This is a genomic window from Actinoplanes sp. NPDC048796 (assembly GCF_040650035.1).
Taxonomy (GTDB): domain Bacteria; phylum Actinomycetota; class Actinomycetes; order Mycobacteriales; family Micromonosporaceae; genus Actinoplanes.
Window position 1 is genome coordinate 29,782 of sequence record NZ_JBEZGO010000017.1, and the last position, 18,177, is coordinate 47,958.

At 71.8% G+C, this 18,177-nt stretch carries 14 protein-coding genes; 2 read left to right on the forward strand and 12 right to left on the reverse strand.

From position 1 onward, the window contains the following. The first annotated feature begins 24 nt into the window (after nucleotides 1-24). On the forward strand, nucleotides 25-1,314 hold the full coding sequence (locus AB0C26_RS39910) for a GH1 family beta-glucosidase (RefSeq protein ID WP_360258655.1): 1,290 nt from the start codon (nucleotides 25-27) through the stop codon (nucleotides 1,312-1,314). Here AB0C26_RS39910 and AB0C26_RS39915 read toward each other — a convergent pair. Then, the gene (locus tag AB0C26_RS39915) at nucleotides 1,287-4,463 is read right to left on the reverse strand and encodes a penicillin acylase family protein (RefSeq protein WP_360258658.1); all 3,177 of its coding nucleotides are present in this window, start codon (nucleotides 4,461-4,463) and stop codon (nucleotides 1,287-1,289) included. The two genes, AB0C26_RS39910 and AB0C26_RS39915, sit on opposite strands and share 28 nt — an antisense overlap. Nucleotides 4,464-4,745: 282 nt before the next feature. Beyond that, nucleotides 4,746-6,464, reverse strand: coding sequence for a hypothetical protein (locus AB0C26_RS39920; RefSeq protein WP_360258661.1), 1,719 nt, complete (start codon nucleotides 6,462-6,464; stop codon nucleotides 4,746-4,748). Nucleotides 6,465-6,807: 343 nt separating this feature from the next. On the opposite strand from AB0C26_RS39920, the gene AB0C26_RS39925 reads away from it, so the two are divergent. After that, nucleotides 6,808-7,764, forward strand: a complete 957-nt coding sequence (locus tag AB0C26_RS39925; RefSeq protein WP_360258664.1) for a LysR family transcriptional regulator — start codon at nucleotides 6,808-6,810, stop codon at nucleotides 7,762-7,764. Between the two features lie 302 nt (nucleotides 7,765-8,066). On the opposite strand, the gene AB0C26_RS39930 is transcribed toward AB0C26_RS39925, so the two are convergent. The 10 genes from AB0C26_RS39930 to AB0C26_RS39975 form a co-directional block, all read right to left on the reverse strand. Next, a complete protein-coding gene (locus AB0C26_RS39930; RefSeq protein ID WP_360258667.1) occupies nucleotides 8,067-9,287 on the reverse strand; it encodes a VWA domain-containing protein in 1,221 nt (406 codons plus the stop codon). Continuing rightward, entirely contained in the window at nucleotides 9,274-10,149 is an 876-nt protein-coding gene (locus AB0C26_RS39935; protein WP_360258670.1) for an SRPBCC family protein, read from the reverse strand. The genes AB0C26_RS39930 and AB0C26_RS39935 overlap by 14 nt, the downstream gene beginning before the upstream one ends. Next, on the reverse strand, nucleotides 10,146-11,006 hold the full coding sequence (locus tag AB0C26_RS39940; RefSeq protein ID WP_360258673.1) for a MoxR family ATPase: 861 nt from the start codon (nucleotides 11,004-11,006) through the stop codon (nucleotides 10,146-10,148). Before AB0C26_RS39940 ends, AB0C26_RS39935 begins: the two co-directional genes overlap by 4 nt. Further along, nucleotides 11,003-11,569, reverse strand: coding sequence for a nucleotidyltransferase family protein (locus AB0C26_RS39945; protein ID WP_360258676.1), 567 nt, complete (start codon nucleotides 11,567-11,569; stop codon nucleotides 11,003-11,005). Before AB0C26_RS39945 ends, AB0C26_RS39940 begins: the two co-directional genes overlap by 4 nt. Then, entirely contained in the window at nucleotides 11,566-12,420 is an 855-nt protein-coding gene (locus tag AB0C26_RS39950) for an XdhC family protein (protein WP_360258679.1), read from the reverse strand. The genes AB0C26_RS39945 and AB0C26_RS39950 overlap by 4 nt, the downstream gene beginning before the upstream one ends. A 10-nt stretch (nucleotides 12,421-12,430) precedes the next feature. Next, nucleotides 12,431-14,824, reverse strand: a complete 2,394-nt coding sequence (locus AB0C26_RS39955; protein WP_360258682.1) for an aerobic carbon-monoxide dehydrogenase large subunit — start codon at nucleotides 14,822-14,824, stop codon at nucleotides 12,431-12,433. Continuing rightward, entirely contained in the window at nucleotides 14,821-15,306 is a 486-nt protein-coding gene (locus AB0C26_RS39960) for a (2Fe-2S)-binding protein (protein WP_360258685.1), read from the reverse strand. Before AB0C26_RS39960 ends, AB0C26_RS39955 begins: the two co-directional genes overlap by 4 nt. A gap of 1 nt (nucleotide 15,307) precedes the next feature. Then, the gene (locus tag AB0C26_RS39965) at nucleotides 15,308-16,183 is read right to left on the reverse strand and encodes a xanthine dehydrogenase family protein subunit M (RefSeq protein WP_360258688.1); all 876 of its coding nucleotides are present in this window, start codon (nucleotides 16,181-16,183) and stop codon (nucleotides 15,308-15,310) included. Nucleotides 16,184-16,263: 80 nt separating this feature from the next. Then, nucleotides 16,264-17,613 (reverse strand): AMP-binding protein, encoded by a 1,350-nt coding sequence (locus AB0C26_RS39970; RefSeq protein ID WP_360258691.1) that lies wholly within the window; start codon nucleotides 17,611-17,613, stop codon nucleotides 16,264-16,266. A 1-nt stretch (nucleotide 17,614) separates the two neighbouring features. Beyond that, a complete protein-coding gene (locus AB0C26_RS39975) occupies nucleotides 17,615-18,169 on the reverse strand; it encodes a hypothetical protein (protein ID WP_360258953.1) in 555 nt (184 codons plus the stop codon). Nucleotides 18,170-18,177 lie beyond the last annotated feature (8 nt).

Below are 18,177 nucleotides of genomic sequence, written 5' to 3' on the forward strand. Positions count from 1 at the left end.
CCCCGCAGGCTATAGCCTCAGGCGATGGCGGGTTTCCTGTACGGAGCTTCGACGGCGTCCTACCAGATCGAGGGCGCGGTGCACGAGGACGGGCGCGGACCGTCCATCTGGGACACGTTCGCGCATACGCCGGGGCGGGTCAGGAACGGCGACACCGGGGACGTGGCGTGCGACCACTACCACCGGTGGGCCGAGGATGTGGCGCTGCTGGCCGGCCTGGGTGTGGGGGCCTACCGGTTCTCCGTCGCGTGGCCGCGGGTGGTGCCGGCCGGCTCGGGAGCCGTCAACGACAAGGGGCTCGGCTTCTACGACCGGCTCGTGGACGGGCTGCTGGAGCGCGGAATCGAGCCGGTGCCGACGCTGTTCCACTGGGATCTGCCGCAAGCCCTGGAGGATGAGGGCGGCTGGCTCGACCGGGAGACGGCGTACCGGTTCGCCGAGTACGCCGGACATGTGGCGGGCCGGCTGGGTGACCGGGTCCACCGGTTCATCACGCTGAACGAGCCGGTCGTGCACATGGCGCAGGGCTACGCCTGGGGTACGCACGCGCCGGGGCGGGCGCTCGGCCTGGGCGCGCTTCCGGTCGCCCACCACCAGCTGCTCGGGCATGGGCTCGCCGTTCAAGCGCTCAAGGCGGCGGGCGCGCGCGAGGTCTGGCTCACCAACAACTGCACGCCGGTGTGGTCGGCCGACGAGGATCGGGCCGCGGCAGCCGTGTACGACGGGTTCCACAACCGGCTCTTCAACGATCCGGTGCTGCTCGGGTCGTACCCGGAATTCCTGCTGCCGGGGCTGGAACCGCACCTGCGGGACGGCGACCTCGACATCATCCGTACGCCGATCGACGCGCTCGGCGTGAACTACTACAACCCGACTCTGGTCGGTACGGCGAGCGACGGCGGCGACCTGCCGTTCGAGATCCGGCCGGTCGAGGGCTATCCGACGACCGCGTTCGGCTGGCCGGTGGTGCCGGACGGGCTCACCGAGCTGCTGACGGGGCTGCAGGAGACGTACGGCGACGCCCTGCCTCCGATCTACATCACCGAGAACGGCTGTTCGGCGGAGGAGGGCGTCGCCGACACCTTCCGGGTCGACTATCTCCAGGCACATCTGGGTGCGGTACGGGCGGCGGCCGAGGCCGGGGTGGACGTGCGCGGGTACTTCGTGTGGTCGCTGCTGGACAACTTCGAGTGGGCCGAGGGCTATGCGCAGCGGTTCGGCCTCGTCCACGTCGACTTCGACACCCAGGAGCGCACGCCGCGCGACTCCTACCGCTGGTTCCGGGATCAGTGCGCGAAGACCTCCAGCTCGTAGAGGGAGATGCCGTAGGAGGTCGCGCGGGTCTGCCCCACCACCCGCAGGTAGCGGGCGTTCGTGGCCGGGAACGCGACCACGTCGGTGCCGCCGTTGCCGCCGGTCACGGTGGCCGCGGTGGTCCAGGCGCCGCCGTCGGCCGAGGTTTCGATCCGGTAGGCCGAGGCGTACGCGTTCTCCCAGTGCAGGAGGGCGCGGGCGACCGGGCGGCTCGCGCCCAGGTCGACCCGAAGCCACTGGTTGTCCGACCAGGAACTGGCCCAGCGGGTGGCCCGGTTGCCGTCGACCGCGTTGGCCGCCGGGTAGCCGGACTGGGCGCTGGAGGCGGTGACCGCGCGGCCGGCGGCCAGGTTGGTGATGTCGTCGCCCCGGGCGGCCGGGAACGAGACGACCTGCTGATAGGTGGGCCGGTTCTGCCACGAGACGAGGTCGTGCTCGATACCGCCGAGCGGACTGTGCACAATCGCGTCAGCACACCAGATGTTCCCGGCGTCGCAGTATTCGTCGCCCGGGTAGGTGGTGGCGGCCGGCTCGGCCAGCGCGGCACTCAGGCTGCTCAGCAGGGCCGTGCGGCAGGCGCTGAGTGTGCCGCCGCCGCAGTACTTCCGCGACCAGTTCGGCACGGTGTCGCCCAGGGTGGCCCGCAGGTCCTTGGAAACCCAGCCCCACCAGCCGTACTGGAAAGCGGAACCCTTGTGGGCCTGGGACTCGTTGGCCGAGCTCGGCAGGCCGGAGACCGGGCCGGTCTGCCCGCCCGAGGGTGACTCGTTGATCTGCAGGGCGTCGACCAGCGAGTCGAACAGGCCGTCGCCGAGCCCGCTGGAGAACTGGGCCACGACCAGCTTCGGCCACCACGCGTCCATGACGCGGATGGCGTCGGCGTCCCGGTACACCTTGCTGTCGGCGGCCGTCTCCTCCCGGTGGGAACCGGCGGCACGCCACGCGCGGAGCTTGGCGATCGCGGCCGCCTGGGCGGCGTCGGTCACCGGCGCGGTGTCGATGACGCGCAGCACGTCGTCCAGGACCTCGGCGCCGCGCAGGTCGGTGGTGGCGGCCGACTCGACCACCTTGAGCAGGCCGGCCCGGTCGTACTTCTGCCCGGCGGCCACGGCGGCCTTGACCGGACGGTCGAGCAGGTCGGCCCGGTGCACGGCGCTGAAGCTGAAGTTGCCGTCGGCCGCCGAGTATCCGGCCGCCTGCTTGTTGTTCCAGCTGACGAAGTAGTCCTGGTTCACGGCCTGCGGGTGGACCGTGATCGGCCGGTAGGTGGCGGTGTTGGCGGCGGGATTCCATCCGGCCCACTCGTAGGCCGGTTCCGCCCGGGTCGGCAGGTTCGGGTCGGCGCCGGCCGGGCGGACCGGTTCGGCGCCCGAGGTGACGTACGCGATGTCCTTGCTGTTGAGGTAGAACCAGTTGAAGGCGAACACGATCTGGGACGCGGAGTTGGTGAACGCGGCCGGGGACCCCATCTGGGCCGGCTCGTTGAACATCTGGAAACCGACGGCGGAGTCGGCCTCGTGCCGGTAGGTCGAGCGCAGCGCGGTGAACGCGGTGGGCACACCACCGACGAGGCCGCGCCACTGGACCAGGCCGTAGTTGGTGCGCAACGAGGTCAGGCGGTACGAGCCGGCCGGGGTGGAGTCGGCGGTCGTCGGCTTCCACGCGTTCGACTGGGAAAGGGCCTCCATGGCCAGGCACTGGCCGTGGTACAGGTAGCCGGTGGAGGCGACGGTCGGGGTGCCGCCGCCCGGGTTGCAGAGGGTCACGGCGTACGTGTCGGTGATGTCCTGGATGCTCGAGGTGGCGCTCCAGGCGTAGTCGGGGCCGCGGCCGATCAGGGTGTAGAGGTTGAGGCCGGCGAAGGCGATGCCGCGGCTGGAGATGCCCGGGCCCTGAAGCTCCTGGAGCATGAGCAACTGCGGCGCGAAGTAGCCGGTCTGCGGTCCGAAGACGGCGATCGGGTGGCCGGTGGCGGAGTTGGCGGCGCCGACGACGGCGGCGTTGGACATGCCGCGCTGGTTCGGGGCGGCGGCGAGGCTGCCGAGGGCGATCGTGCTCCGTCCGGACACACCGGTGGCGGCGGAGCCGGTCCGGTCGTACACGATGGGCTCGGGGGTGGCCGTGCCGGCGTCGGGCATGGCGACACCGGCCGCGTTCGGATTTCCGGCGCCGTACGGGAAGCTCTGCCCGTTGTGGAGGGTCAGCACCGCCTCGGGGTCGTTCTGCGAGCGGAACTGCTGCCACACCTGGTCGCCGACGGTGTTGCCGTATTTGGCGCGGGCGGCGATGCGGACGAGTGCGGACCGCATCTCGGTGCCGCCACCGCCGCCGAACAGGCCGCCGATGACACCGGCGACGGCGACCAGGTCGGTGAGGACGAACGGTTCGGGGCCACCGGCGTTGGTGATGGCGTCGAGGTGGCCGGTGAGGACGTACTCGCCCGGGCAGTCGCGGGCGGCCATGCAGTCGGCGATGTACTTGTTGATGCCGGCGATGTACGACTGGACGTCGGTGTAGAGCTGCTGGCCGCGCGCGCCCGAGGTGCGAAGGGTCTCGATCTGAGCCTGAAGATCGGCTTCGGTGTACGGGGAATTGCGCCACACACTCTGCTCAAGATCACGGTTTCCGGCGGCGCCACCGGCGAACGGGGTGAGCTTGCCCCGGGCGACACGGCGGAGCAGGTCCATGAGGAAGAGGCGGTCCTGCGCGCCGGCGTAACCGGCGCCGTACATGGTTCCCGCCCGCGTCGTGCCGGTGATGTGCGGGATGCCGAGCTTCTTGTCACGCACGATGGTGACGTCGTCCCGCGGTTTGGTGGTCGTGGCGACGTCGGCGGCCAGGACGCCGTACGAGCTGTCGTTGAAGAAGGTGTTGATCTGCTGGCCGCTGAGGCCGGTGTAGCTGTGCACGAGCCCGTCGTAGGGCCCGAGCTGGTCGTCGGAGTGCGGCGGTTTGGTGCCGAACGCCTGCGAGGCGAGGATCTGCAGCAGGTCGGCGTCGCCGTTCTGGCCCGGCGGCAGGATGTCGGAGCATTCGCCGAGGCAGTAGTCGGTGTTGTCGACAGGGGCGGCCTGCGCCGGGCTGTCGGTCTGCACGAGGAGGGTGGCCATCAGGACGGAGGCCGCGAGGGCGGAAAGGCGTCGGCGCATGAGGTGTCCCTTCGGGGAACGCTCGAACGCGAGAAGATTTCATAGATATTAAAACGTCGATGTCTGTCACGGCTAGACCAGGAAAAGGGGCGGCAGGTGGGGCTCCACTCCCCACCTGCCGCCCGCGGTTCCCCCTCGGGTAAGCCCGTGCCGCACCTTTTGCCGCCTGCGCCGCTCCCCGCCCGCGCCTTTTTACCTGCGCCGCAGCCCGCCCGCGCCTCTCTACCCGTCCGCGTCGCGCGCCGGCTGGCCTTCGCCGGCCCCGACCTGCTTGGTCTTCGGTCAGCCCTGTCGGCGACGGCGGGCCAGGGCCACGGCCGCGATGCCCAGGATCAGCAGGACGGCGCCGCCGGTGACCACCGCGAAGACGTTGTTCCCGGTGCGGGCCAGGGCGCTGACCTCGGTCGAGTCGGCAACCTCGGTCGCCTCAGCGGTGCCGGACCGGCCCACGGGCTTCGAGGAACTCCCCGCCACCCGCGGCAACTCATGAGGCTGCGCGCCGGGTTCCCCGCCGAGCGCGCCGGTGGTCCTGCCGGGCCTCGTGTTGGCCGCCGGGGTGCCGGCCGCCTTCGCCTTCGCCTTCGCCGTCGCCTTCGCCGGAGTGGTGGACGCCTGCGCGTAGAGATAACCGAGCGCGACGTCGAGAAGATGCGCCTTCCCGAGAAGGACCTCGACGCGGAGCGCGGCCGCCTCGGCCCGAACGTCACGGTCCCCGATCACCTGGCGTGGTCCGCCCAGCGAGATGCGAGCCGAGAGCAGGGATGGCACCACCGCGGCCGCGGACCCGCCCTCAGCCGCGGACCTACCCTCGGTCGCGGACCCACCCTTGGCCGTGGAGCCGCCCCCGGTCGGGGAGCCGCCCTTGTCCGGGGAGCCGCCGCCCTCGGTCGCGGAACCGCCCTTGGCTGCGGGGCTGTGTTCGGATGCGGCGGCGGGCTCGGGGGCGAGGCTGCCGAACAGGTCGACGCCCACGCTGGCGCCGGCCGTGTCGAGGGTGGCGACGGGCTTGCCGGCGGCGGTCACCTTGAGGACGGCCGGGCGGTACGCGACTGATGAACGTTCGCGGTCACCGGCGGCTACGACGGTCAGCGTCGGCTGGGTCACTACCTTGATCGACACCTCCTGCGGGGTGCCGCCGAACAGGGTCAGGTCCGACAGCGCCACGCCGGCGGCGGCGCTGACGCCGCGGTGGCCGCCGTCGAGGCGTACCACATCGGTGGCGCTCTGGGTCGAGCCCGTCGGGCCGAGCCGCAGCAGGCTGGTCTTGCGCGCGGTGTCGCCCGGGCGGCGCAGCGCTTGCAGGGCCGGGGTCCGGCCGCCACCACTGAGAAGCTGGACGCCGGCGAGCATGGTGGCGGTGCGGGTGAGCGGCCCGGTCGCGCCGCAGTTGTACGTGTCGAGCCAGCGCGCCTCGGCCGTCGAGCGGCCGAGCTGGACCGTCGCCAGGCCGGCGGCCCGCAGGCCGGCGAGTTCGGCGGTGGCGGCCTGCCGGCTGGGCGGAGCCTGGCGCTGGGCGGCGGTGCCCGGCGCCGGAAGCCCGGGAAGCTGCATGCCGAGCAGCTTGGCGTCGGCGTACCGCCCGGCGGCACTCGTCTTGGCCCGGCGGGCAGCACTGTCGGCGCGGCCGTGCGCGCTTCCGAGCCGAACGTCGGCCAGCGACGGAAGACCGGGCCGAAGCACCCCGGCGTCGAGCACCGACACCTTGACGAGGTCGGCCTGCGCAACGGCGGTGAAGCGGGTACCCGCCCGATCGACAGACTGATCCTTTTCAGCCACGCCGCGCGTGTCGGCACGAACTTCCCCGGCCGGGGTGTCGCCGGCTTTGCGGGCGGTGGAGCTCTCGGCGGCGGGGCGGAGGCCGGCGCACTTCCCGGAGGCGTCCCGGCTCTCCCGCGCGGCCGCCGGCGCCATGGGGGCGGCGACCACGGCGAGCGCGGCCACCGCGGCGGCCGCGCCGGAGAATGCAGGATGCGTTCGCGGTGGGCGGGAAGGGGTCGGCATGAAGGTCCTCGCAAAGCCGGTCGACGACGGTGTCCGGCTTGACCATCGAGAAGCCGTTCTTGAAGGTACGGACGGAGCACCGGTTATCCGCCATCCGCGCGTTCCGGCAAATCCGGCATGTCTGACACGGGCCCGTAGCTTCAACGAAGGATCACGCATCACGACACCTTGTACAGCGCGACCCGGGTTGACGTGACGGACGGTCAGATGCCGAGGGGCAAGATATTTGTCAACGTCGATCCGCAGTGACCGGATGATCCACATTGGTGATGTCGGGCCTGACCAGGGCGCCAGTAGCGCGATAGATTGCGAGTGAGACGCGCACCACTACCCGGGGGGACGGATGACGCCGACGCAGCTGCGCGCCTACTCCGCCGTGGTCCGGCTCGGCTCGGTCAAGCTGGCGGCGGCCCAGCTGTCGGTCTCCGAGTCCGCCGTGTCGCTGCACATCGGGCAGTTGCGCCGTGAGCTCGGTGATCAGCTCTTCTCCCGTACCTCATCGGGTCTGGCCTTCACCCCGGGCGGCCTCCGGCTGGCCAGCCGGGCCCAGGAGATGCTGGGGCTGCAGGACATCACCGTGCTCGAGGTGAGCGCCGCCGGACGCGGGCGGCGGCTGCTGCGGGTCGGCGCGTCGAGCCTGTTCGCCGAGCATGCCGCGCCGGGGCTGATCGAGCTCTTCGCCGGGCGCGCTGCCGACCTGGACGTGGAGTTGAGCGTCCGCGATCCGGCGTCGTTCGCCACGGCCCTGATCGGCCGCACCATCGACGTCGCGATCGGGCCGCCGCCGGCCGTGCTCCCTCCCGGGCTGACCACGCGGCCGGTGATGAACTACCGCATCGAGGTCGTCGTCGGCCCCGGCCATCCGCTCGCGGTCGTGCGGCCCTCCCCCGGCCAGCTGCGCGACCAGACGTGGCTGCTGGGCCCGTCGGCCGCCACCGACATCGGCGCCGTACCCGACCTGCTGCGGCGGCTGGGCGTCCCCGAGGAGCGGCAGCAGATCTACCAGAGCAACGCGGCCGCCGTCGAGGAAGCCAAACGCGGCAAAGGACTGGCGCCGGCGTTGTCGTTCGCTGTCGCTCCGGAGGTTCGCCAGGGTCATCTGGTACGGGTGGCCGGCCCCCACGCCGTACTGGAAGCCGGCTGGCACGCCGTCATGCTCGATGAGCGCAACGCCCCGCAGGCCGCCCGGGAACTGGCCCGCTTCGTCTCGACGCCCCGCGCCATTCAGGCGATGATGCGCGGCACCGGCGTCAACGTCGGCCACTTCCGCCCGTCCGTGCACGTGACCCTGTGGAGCTGAGCGCCCCCACACGACGGCTCCGAAGGGCGACGGCGCGCGCGGCTGTGGGGTGGCCGGCGCCGGTGTGAGCCGACGGCCCGGATCGGCCGGCCCCGCGCTGAGGAAACGCACTGTCGAGGGCGGGTGGGATGGCTGGCCCGCGCGGGAAAGGCCGCTGTCGAGGGTGGGGGTGGGAGTGGCCGGCCCGCGCCGGAGAGGCCGCTGTCGAGGGCGGGTCGGAGTGGCTGGCCCGCGCGGGAAAGGCCGCTGTCGAGGACGGGTGAGAATGGCCGGCCCGCGCTGGAGAGGCCGGAAGGGCACTGTCAGGGGCGGGCCAGGAGCCGGACGGCCGCTGCGAGGTCGGCGAACGTCGCGGCCGGCAGGAGGTGGTCGCAGAACGGGAGGGCGGCCGCCATTCCGGCCACCTTGGGGGCGTAGCCGGGCGCGCCCGCGCGCGGGTTGAGCCAGAGGATTCGGTGGGCGCGGCGGCGCAGGCGGGCCATCGCGGCGCTCATCCGGGCCGGTGGGTCGCTGTCCCAGCCGTCGGAGGCGACGAGGACCAGCGCGCCGCGCAAGCTGTTGCCGTGGTGCGAGTCGAGCAGCGCGGTCAGGTTGGTGGCGATCCGGGTTCCGCCGAAACGGTCGCCCACCGCCTCGGTCGCGCGGGCCATGGCCTCCTCCGCCGACGTGCGGCGCAGCGCCGGGGTCAGCCGGGTCAGCGTGGTGGCGAAGGCGAAGACCTCGGCGTCGGCCACGAGGGTGAAGGCCCGCATCATGTGCAGGTAGGCGGCGGCCTGGGCGCGCATCGACTCGCTCAGGTCGCAGATCAGCACCGCGCGGCGCGGGCGCCGTACGGGGCGTTGCCGCACGACCGTCACCGGTTCCCAGGCCGTCCTCCGGGCCCGGGCGATGGTGGGCCGCAACGCGATCCGGCGGCCGGCGGGGTCGATGGCGTGGCGGCGGGTCCGCCGGGCCGGCCAGCGGGCCAGGCTGTCGCGCACCGCGTCGCCCAGGAGCGCGAGCTCACGAGGGTCCAGTTCCTCGAAGGGCAGCTCGGCCAGGGCCGCGAGGGCGCTGGGCCGCCGTTCGGGCGTGCGCAGCGGGGAATCGCCGGGCTCGGCGGCGGCGACCGGCGGCGGCAGCGTCGCCCACGGCAGCCCACCACCGGCCGCCGGCTCGTCAACCCCGTGGGGCACGGCCAGGTGCACATCGTCGCGCTTGCTGGGGGGTACGGCGGACCGCGTCAACGGCAACGGCGGCGCCTCGTCGAAAACCGCGTGGAAAACCCGGTCGAAGGCATCAAGGTCGCCACGGCGCCGTACGAAAGCGATCCGCGCCGTCCAATAGAGAACGTCCACGGACACGGGCGGGCTGACCTCGAGCGCGTGCACGAAGTCCCCGGTCTCGCTGAGCCCGGCCGCCAGTCCCGCCCCGCGCAGCCGGTCCGCGAACGCCACCGCGAACCCGGCCCGGTCCGTCCCCCGCAACAGCACGATCCCGCCCCGCCGCTCGTCGCTGACGGAGCGCGGCTCAGCGTCGGCCAACGGCCCACACGATGACGGCACCGACGACGACCACACCGACCGCCACCGGGATGAGGCGCTTGTAGAGGGAGCCGCCGGCCAGATCGAGGAGGTCGAGCGGCTCGGTCTCGGCGGTGGCGGCGGCGTCGATGGCCGCCGGGGTGGCGACGGCGGCCGCGGCCGAGGTCGGCGCCCTTCCGTTGAGGGCGTGCCCCGCCGGACTCGCGGCGAGTTCGACGGCGGCCGGGGAAATACTGGTCTCCGCCGCCGTTTCCACCGCCGCGGCGGAGGCGGTGGTAGCGGCAGTGTGATCGGCGGCCTCGGCCGACGAGTCGGCAGCCGCAGAGGCGGGCGGCGCAGAGGCGGGCGGCGCAGAGGCGGGCGGCGCAGAGGCGGGCGGCGCAGAGGAAGCGGGACCGGCGGTCGGCGTGGTGGCGTCGGTGGCCAGTTTGGCTTCGAGGTTGGCGACGAACTGGGTGAGGAGTTTGCTCGAGACTTCCTTGATCATGCCGCTGCCGAACTGGGCCAGTTTGCCGCTGATCTTCAGGTCGGTGTCGACGCTGACCAGGGTGCTGTCGTCGCCGGACGGGGAGAGGACCGCGGTGACCAGGGCGGCCGCGTTGCCGGCGGAGCGGGCGTCGCGGCCCTTGGCGTCGATGACGGCCCGGTACGCCGACTCGTCCTTCTCGGTGAACCGGGCCGTGCCCGCGAACTCGGAGACGACCGGGCCCACTTTCACCTTCACCTTGCCCTGGTACACGTCGCCCTCGACGCCGGTCAGCTGGGCGCCGGGCATGCATCCGGCGATGCCCTCCAGGTCGGTCAGCACCCGCCAGGCGCGGTCGATCGGGGTGTGCACCGTGAACTCGTTGGTGATTTTCATGAGGGCTCCTCAGTGGCAAGGCGGGACACGGCGATCCGGTCGTCGGGCGTCTTGGCGATCGTGCCGATCGTGCTGACGACGTCGGCGGCGACCAGATCGGTGACGCCCAGGGCGGTCAGGGCCGACACCCAGTCGATCGTCTCGGCCAGGCCTGGTGCTTTGTCGAGCTCGAGGCCGCGGGCGCGGCCGATGAACTCGGTGGCGCCGCGGATCAGCGGGGCGGACGCGCCGGGAACCGAGCGCCGGACGATCTCCGCCGCGAAGGACGGTGACGGGAACTCGATCCAGTGGTAGAGGCAGCGGCGGCGCAGCGCGTCGTGCAGATCGCGGCTGCGGTTGGAGGTGAGGACGACGATCGGTGGCCGTACGGCGGTGAAGGTCCCCAATTCGGGAACGGTGATGGCGGCCTCGCCCAGGAATTCGAAGAGCAGCGCCTCGAACTCGTCGTCGGCCCGGTCGATCTCGTCGATCAGCAGCACCGGCGGGGTGCTGCCCTCATGCCGTACGGCCCGCAGGATCGGTCTTTCCTGCAGGAATTCGGCGGTGAACAGGTCGGCGTCGCCGATCTTCTCCTGGCGGGCCTCGGCGAGCCGGATGGCCAGGAGCTGGCGCTGATAGTTCCACTCGTAGAGGGCTTCGCCGGCGGTCAGCCCCTCGTAGCACTGCAACCGGATGAAGTCGGTGGCCAGCGCGGCCGCGAGTGCCTTGGCGGCCGCCGTCTTGCCCACGCCCGGTTCACCTTCGAGCAGCAGCGGCTTGCCCAGGTGCAGGGCCAGGAACACGGCCATGGCCAGGCCGTCGTCGACCAGGTAGTCGACCGCGTCGAGCCGCTGCCGCACGTCCTCGGGCGAGTTCACTGGTGCTCCAGGAGGCGTCGGTAGTCGTCGGCGGTGTCCACGTCGATCGGGACCGGCCCGTCGACCCGGATCTCGGCGACGGGATGGCGGCCCGAGTGCAGGAGTTTCCACACCGCCTTGTCGCCGTGCAGGGCGAGCAGGTCGGCGAATACGGGACGGCGGAACAGGAACGGGTGCCCGAGGCCGTCGTCGTAGCGGCAGACCGCGAGCGGGGCCGGCGCGGCGAGCAGCGCGGCGACCGACGACGGTCGCACACCGGGCTGGTCGCCCAGGAGGAGGACGAGGGCGCCGGTCGTCGCGGCTGCGGCTCCGGAGCGGATGGAGGAGCCGCAGCCGGACGAGAACGCGGCGTTGTCGATCACCGTGCATCCGGTGAGGTCAACGCGCTCGCGCACCTCGGCGGCGGATCCGCCGAGGGTGACCAGCAGTTCGTCGAAGCCGCAGGCGCGGGCCAGGTCCAGGGTGGCGTCGAGCAGGGTCCGGCCGCGGTACGGCAGCAGCTGCTTGGCCTCTCCGAGCCGCAGCGAGCCACCGGCCGCGAGCACGAGGCCCGTCGTGCTCAAGCCGCGTACCTGTCCCGGCATCCCGTGCAGCAGAACCAGAAGTCCTGCCCGTCGACGACGGCGTGTGGGGTGTTCTCACCGATCAGGACCGTCATCCCGCACACCGGGTCGACGGCCTGGCGCGGTGCTTCCCCGGTCACCGCGGGGGCGACGCTTCCGCGCCGCACCTCACCGACGATCTCGGCCAGGATCGAGAGGGCGATCTCCTTGGGGGTACGGGCGCCGATGTCGATCCCGGCGTGCGCGTGGACCCTTTCCCGCTCGGCCGGGGTCAGCCGCATGGCGTCGAGGACGGCCGCGCCGCGTTTGTGGCTGGAGACCAGGCCGATGTACGGGACCCCGGCCTCCAGCGCCGCGTGGATCTGCTGCTCCTCGTCGCGGCCGAGACCCGCGACCACCACGGCCGACGCGCCCGCGTACGACCCCGAGGGCGTCACCTCGAAGTCGAGGAAGGCGGCCAGCTCGCGGATCGCCGTACCGATGGGGGTGTTGCCGGAGATCCCGACCAGCGGCTTGGGCAGCATCGGCCGCAGGAAGATCTCCAGCGCCCCGCCCGAGTGGCACGGGTTGACCACCACGAGCGCCCCCGGCGTCTCCGGGAACGGCGCCGACTCCTCGGGCAGCACCCGCAGCAGGACCGTGTTGCCGTCGCGCAGCGAGTCGAGCGCGGCCTGCCGCACCGAGCCCTCGGCGCACACCCCGCCGACGAACCCCTCGATGGAGCCGTCGGCGAGGATGACCGCGTCGTCGCCGGGCCGCGCCGAGGTAGGTTCCTGGGCGCGGACGACGGTGGCGTGCACGAACGGGCGGCGCTCGTTCGTCAGTTCTTTCGCGCGTTCCGCGATCAGCACAGCGGTTTCCTTAAATGGGAGGCGTGGCCTGGCCCCGCATGGCGTCCCAGACGCGCGAGGGGGTCAGCGGCATGTCCGCGTGGCGCACGCCGAACGGCTTGAGCGCGTCCACGACCGCGTTGACGATGGCCGGCGGCGAGCCGACGGTGGCCGACTCCCCCACGCCCTTGGCGCCGATCGGGTGGTGCGGCGACGGGGTGACCGTGTATCCGGTCTCCCAGTCGGGCACCTCGAGCGACGTCGGGATGAGGTAGTCCATCAGCGAGGCGCCGAGGCAGTTGCCGTCCTCGTCGAACGCGATCATCTCCATCAGGGCCATGCCGACGCCGTCGGTGAGCCCGCCGTGGATCTGCCCCTCGATGATCATCGGGTTGATCCGGGTGCCGCAGTCGTCGACGGCGATGAAGCGCCGCACCTTCACCTGCGCCGTTCCCGGGTCGATGTCGACCACGCAGATGTACGCCCCGTGCGGGTACGTCAGGTTCGACGGGTTGTAGCAGATCTGCGCTTCCAGGCCGCCCTCGATGCCGTCCGGCAGGTCGCCGGCCCCGTGGGCGCGCATGGCGATCTGCTGGATCGTGACCGACTGGCCGGGGTCGCCCTTGACCTGGAACTTCCCCTTCTCCCATTCCAGGTCGGCCACGGTGACCTCGAGCATCGCCGACGCGATGATCTGAGCCTTGTCGCGGACCTTGCGGGCCACCAGCGCCGCCGCGGCCCCGGAGACCGGCGTCGAGCGGCTGCCGTACGTGCCGAGGCCGAACGGGGTCTGGTCGGTGTCGCCGTGCACGACCTCGATGTCGGCCGGCGGGATGCCGATCTCCTCGGCCACGATCTGCGCGAACGTGGTCTCGTGGCCCTGGCCCTGCGTCTTGACCGACAGCCGCACGACGGCCTTGCCGGTCGGGTGCACGCGCAGCTCGCAGCCGTCGGCCATGCCGAGGCCGAGGATGTCCATGTTCTTGCGCGGGCCGGCGCCGACCGCCTCGGTGAAGAAGGAGATGCCGATGCCCATCAGCTCGCCGCGGGCCCGCTTCTCCTCCTGTTCCCGGCGCAGGTCGGCGTAGCCCGCGATGTCCATGGCCAGGCGCATCGTCGGCTCGTAGTTGCCCGAGTCGTACACCCAGCCGGTCTTGGTCTCGTACGGGAACTGCTCGGGCCGGATGAAGTTCTTCAGCCGCAGCTCGGCCGGGTCCATCCCCAGCTCGTAGGCGAGGGTGTCGACGATGCGCTCGACCAGGTACACCGCCTCGGTGATGCGGAAGCTGCAGGCGTACGCGACGCCGCCCGGCGCCTTGTTCGTGTAGACCGCTGTCATCTTGCAGTACGCGGCCTCCAGGTCGTAGCTGCCGGTGAAGACGCCGAAGAAGCCGGCCGGGTACTTGACCGGCGCCGCGGTGCCGTTGAAGGCGCCGTGGTCGGCCAGCACGTTCGTACGGATAGCGAGGATCTTGCCGTCGCGGGTCGCCGCGATCTCGCCGCGCATGATGTAGTCGCGCGCGAACCCCGTACTGATGAGGTTTTCCGACCGGTCCTCCATCCACTTCACCGGCTTGCCGGTGACGATGGAGGCGACGATCGCGCACACGTAGCCGGGGTAGATCGGCACCTTGTTGCCGAAGCCGCCGCCGATGTCCGGCGCGATCACCTGGATCTTGTGCTCGGGCAGGCCGGCCACGATCGCGTAGAGGGTGCGATGGGCGTGCGGGGCCTGCGTGGTCGACCACAGGCGCAGCTTGCCCTCGATGGGGTCGAAGTCGGCGACCGCGCCGCACGTCTCCATCGGCGCCGGGTGCACGCGCGGGTAGACCACGTCGGTCTCGACCACCACGTCGGCCTTGGCGAAGACGGCCGCGGTGGCGTCCTCGTCACCGGTCTCCCAGTCGAAGCAGTGGTTGTCCGCCTTGCCCTCGAGGTCGTCGCGGATCAGCGGCGCGCCCGGCGCGAGCGCCCGGCGGACGTCGACGACCGGGTCGAGGACGTCGTACTCGACGTCGATGAGCTCGAGCGCGTCCCGGGCCTGGTAGCGGTCGTCGGCCACGACGAACGCGACCTCCTGGCCCTGGAAGCGCACCTTGTCGGTGGCCAGCACGGCCTGCACGTCGTTGGAGAGGGTCGGCATCCAGGCCAGGCCCTGCTCGGCCAGCGCGGCGCCGGTGACGACGGCCCGCACGCCCGGCGCGGCCTCGGCGGCGCTGGTGTCGATGGTGACGATCCTCGCGTGCGCGAACGGCGAGCGCAGGATCGCCAGGTGCAGCATGCCCGGCAGTTGCACGTCGTCGGTGAAGCGGCCCCGGCCGCGCAGCAGCCGCGGGTCCTCCTTGCGCAGCATCCGGCCGTAGCCGACCGGCTTCTGGTCGTTGTCGTCGAAGGTCGTGAGCTTCGGTTCCTGTACGGCCGTCATGCCTCGACCTCCTGCTTGGCGGCGGCCTCGTGAACGGAAGCCCAGCGGACCGAGCGGATGATCGTCGAATACCCCGTACACCGGCAGATCTGACCGGAGATGGCCTCGCGGATCTCGGCGTCGGTCGGGTCGGGATTCCGGTCGAGCAGGGCCCGGCAGGTCATCATCATGCCCGGCGTGCAGAAGCCGCACTGCAGGCCGTGGCACTGCCGGAACCCCTCCTGGACGGGGTCGAGCTCGGCGCCCTTGGCCAGGCCTTCGACGGTACGCACCTCGTGGCCCCCGGCCATCGCCGCGAGCACGGTGCACGACTTGACGGGCTCGCCGTCCAGCCAGACCACGCACGTACCGCAATTGCTGGTGTCGCAGCCCCAGTGGGTGCCGGTCAGGCCGAGGTGGTCGCGCAGGAAGTGCACGAGCAGCAGGCGCCCCTCGATCTCCCGGGTGACCTCGACGTCGTTGACGGTCATCGTGACCTGCATGTCAGCTCCTCGCCCGCTCGACGGCCCGCCTCAGCGTCCGCCTGGTCAGCTCGTTGGCGAGGTGCCGCTTGTACTCGGCGCTGCCCCGCTGGTCGGTGGCCGGATCGCAGCTGCGCGCGGCGATCGCCCCGGCCCGCTCGTACAGTTCCTCGGCGGGCGCGTGACCGGCCAGGGCGGCCGAGATCTCCGGGATGCCGGTCGTGTTCGGCCCCACCGCGGCCAGGCCCACCCGGGCGTCGGCGATGGTGCCGTCGGCGGCCAGCCAGACCGCGGCGCCGGCCGAGACCACGGCCCAGTCGCCGGCGCGGCGCTCGACCTTCTCGTACGCGCTGCCACCACCCGGGCGCAGCGGGATCCGGATCTCGGTCAGCATCTCGTCGTCGCCGACCGCCGTCTCGTACGGCCCGACGTGGAAGTCCTCCATGCTCACGACCCGCTCGGCGCCGCCCGGGCCGCGGATGACGCAGCTGGCGTCGAGCGTGGTGCACACAGCCGACAGGTCCTCGGACGGGTCGGCCTGGCAGAGCGAACCACCGAGCGTGCCCCGGTTGCGCACGATCGGATCGGCGATCACCCGCTCGGCGTCTCGGAAGATCGGGAACGCGGCGGCCAGCTCGTCCGACTCGAGCAGCTCCCGATGCCTGGTGAGCGCGCCGATGCGTACCTCATCGGGCGTTGTCGTCACGTAGCCCAGCTCCGCGTGGAGCGGATTGATGTCGATCAGATACTCGAAGTTGGCCAACCGCAGCTTCATCATCGGCAGGAGGCTGTGCCCACCCGCCACGAGCCGCGCTGAGCTGCCCAAACGTTCCAACAGCCCGATGGCATGGTCCACAGTGGTGGCGCGTTCGTATTCGAACGGAGCCGGCACCTGCACGATGCACCTCCCGCGATCGCGGGTGAGACTTCCTCGCCTCCTGTCCAATGTCAACAGCTACCTAAGCGATCTCTTAACTCTCAGGTGCCCTTGAGGGCCGCCTTCCGCACCTTGCCCATGGCGTTACGGGGCAGCTCGGCGACCAGGTGAACGACGCGGGGACGCTTGTGCGCGGCCAGGCGCTCGGCCACGAAGGCCGTGAGCTCCTCGCCCTGGACGGAGTCGGCGACGACGTACGCGGTGATCTGCTCCCCCAGGTCGGGATGCGGGGTGCCGACGACGGCGGCCTCGCGGACGGCCGGATGCAGCAGCAGGGCGTCCTCGACCTCGCCGGCGCCCACCCGGTAGCCGCCGGTCTTGATGAGGTCGGTGGACGCCCGGCCGACGATGCGGTGCCAGCCGTCCGGCCCGATCGAGGCGACGTCGCCGGTGGTGTACCAGTCGTCCACGCGCGGCGGCTGGTGGAGATAACCGTCGAAGAGGGTCGCCCCGCGCACCTGAAGGTGCCCGACGCCGTCGGCCTCGTCGATCAGGCGGGTCTCGACACCAGGGACGGGCAGGCCGACGTGGCCGGGCCGGCGTTCACCGTCGGCGCGGGTGCTGACGGTGATGAGGGTTTCGGTCATGCCGTAGCGCTCGACCGGGGCCTGGCCGGTGAGCGCCCGGAGGTCGTCGAAGACCGGCACGGGAAGCGGGGCGCTGCCGGAGACGAGCAGCCGGGCGCTTCTCAGCTCGCGCGCCTCCGCCGGCGAGGCACAGATCCGCGACCACACGGTGGGCACGCCGAAGTACATCGTGCCGGGCGTGGCGGCGTACGCCAGCGGTGTGGGTTTCCCGGTGTGTACGAGCCGCGAGCCGATCCGAAGCGGTCCGAGCACGCCGAGAACGAGCCCGTGGACGTGGAAGAGCGGAAGCCCGTGAACGAGCGTGTCGCCGGCGGTCCACTGCCACACGTCGGCCAGCGCGTCGAGATCGGCGGCGAGGGCGGCCCGGGAGAGCACGACACCCTTGGGGGGCCCGGTGGTCCCGCTGGTGTAGAGGACGAGAGCGGCGGCCTCCGGCCCGGGTTCCTCCGGCACGTCACCGGGCGGCCGGTCGAGCGTGACGGGGAGGATGGTCCCGCCGGCACGGGGATCGTCGGAGAGCATGAGTTCGGCTCCCGAGTCCCGCAGGATGTGCGCGCGCTCGAGCTCGCCCGCGTCCGGCGGCACGGGAACGGCCTTCACGCCCGCCAGCAACGCCGCCGTGATCGCCACGACGGTCTCGACACCCGGAGTGGCATGCACAGCAACGGTTTCCGCACCGCGCAGTTCAGCGGCGAGCGCCGCCGCCCGCCCGAGAAGTTCATGCCGCGACAGACCCTGCCGGGGGTCGCGGACGAGGTCGGCGGAATCGGCGGAGTCGTGCAGAGCGTCCAGCAGCCGTGGCACGTCAGGCCTCCAGTCGGGTGAGCATCGGGCCGAGCACCTCGTTGACCTCACGAACCAGCACGGTGACGGCCCGCTCGGCGAGATCGACCATGGCCGGCCCCGGCCCGTCCGGCACGGGCGGCAGCGCCCCGAGCGGAACGGGCGCGTCGACGCTCAGCGTCGACCGCACATGCGGAACCCGGCTCAGCTCTTCCTGGGACGGCTGAAGGAACTGCCCGAACGTCTCGGGCCACCCACGCCACCCACGATCCTGCTGCCAGACCCGATCCCCGGCCAGAGCCTCCGGCCACGGCGCCACAAGTCGAGCCTGGACGGTCAGCGACCCGTCCCACTCGTTACGCACGCACTCGGCCGACAACACCCGCCGATGCAGCCGCACATACCCCGGATCAAGATGCGGAGCGGTAGCCAGCCGCCAGGCCACACACGCGAACCCCACGGGCGAGACATCACCCCAGCAGTGCGCGAATTCCTTACCCGCGGCCACCACATGCGCGGCGAACCGCCCACCGCTCTCCCGGTCGTACTGCCGATCGATCCAAGCAACGGAAGGCATCGGATCAC

Excerpts from the sequence above, each read along its gene's own strand:
- AB0C26_RS39960 (WP_360258685.1), bottom strand. The coding sequence starts at position 15,306 with ATGCAGGTCACGATGACCGTCAACGACGTCGAGGTCACCCGGGAGATC.
- AB0C26_RS39915 (WP_360258658.1), bottom strand. The coding sequence starts at position 4,463 with ATGCGCCGACGCCTTTCCGCCCTCGCGGCCTCCGTCCTGATGGCCACC.
- AB0C26_RS39935 (WP_360258670.1), bottom strand. The coding sequence starts at position 10,149 with ATGAAAATCACCAACGAGTTCACGGTGCACACCCCGATCGACCGCGCC.
- AB0C26_RS39920 (WP_360258661.1), bottom strand. The coding sequence starts at position 6,464 with ATGCCGACCCCTTCCCGCCCACCGCGAACGCATCCTGCATTCTCCGGC.
- AB0C26_RS39975 (WP_360258953.1), bottom strand. The coding sequence starts at position 18,169 with ATGCCTTCCGTTGCTTGGATCGATCGGCAGTACGACCGGGAGAGCGGT.
- AB0C26_RS39925 (WP_360258664.1), top strand. The coding sequence starts at position 6,808 with ATGACGCCGACGCAGCTGCGCGCCTACTCCGCCGTGGTCCGGCTCGGC.
- AB0C26_RS39910 (WP_360258655.1), top strand. The coding sequence starts at position 25 with ATGGCGGGTTTCCTGTACGGAGCTTCGACGGCGTCCTACCAGATCGAG.
- AB0C26_RS39955 (WP_360258682.1), bottom strand. The coding sequence starts at position 14,824 with ATGACGGCCGTACAGGAACCGAAGCTCACGACCTTCGACGACAACGAC.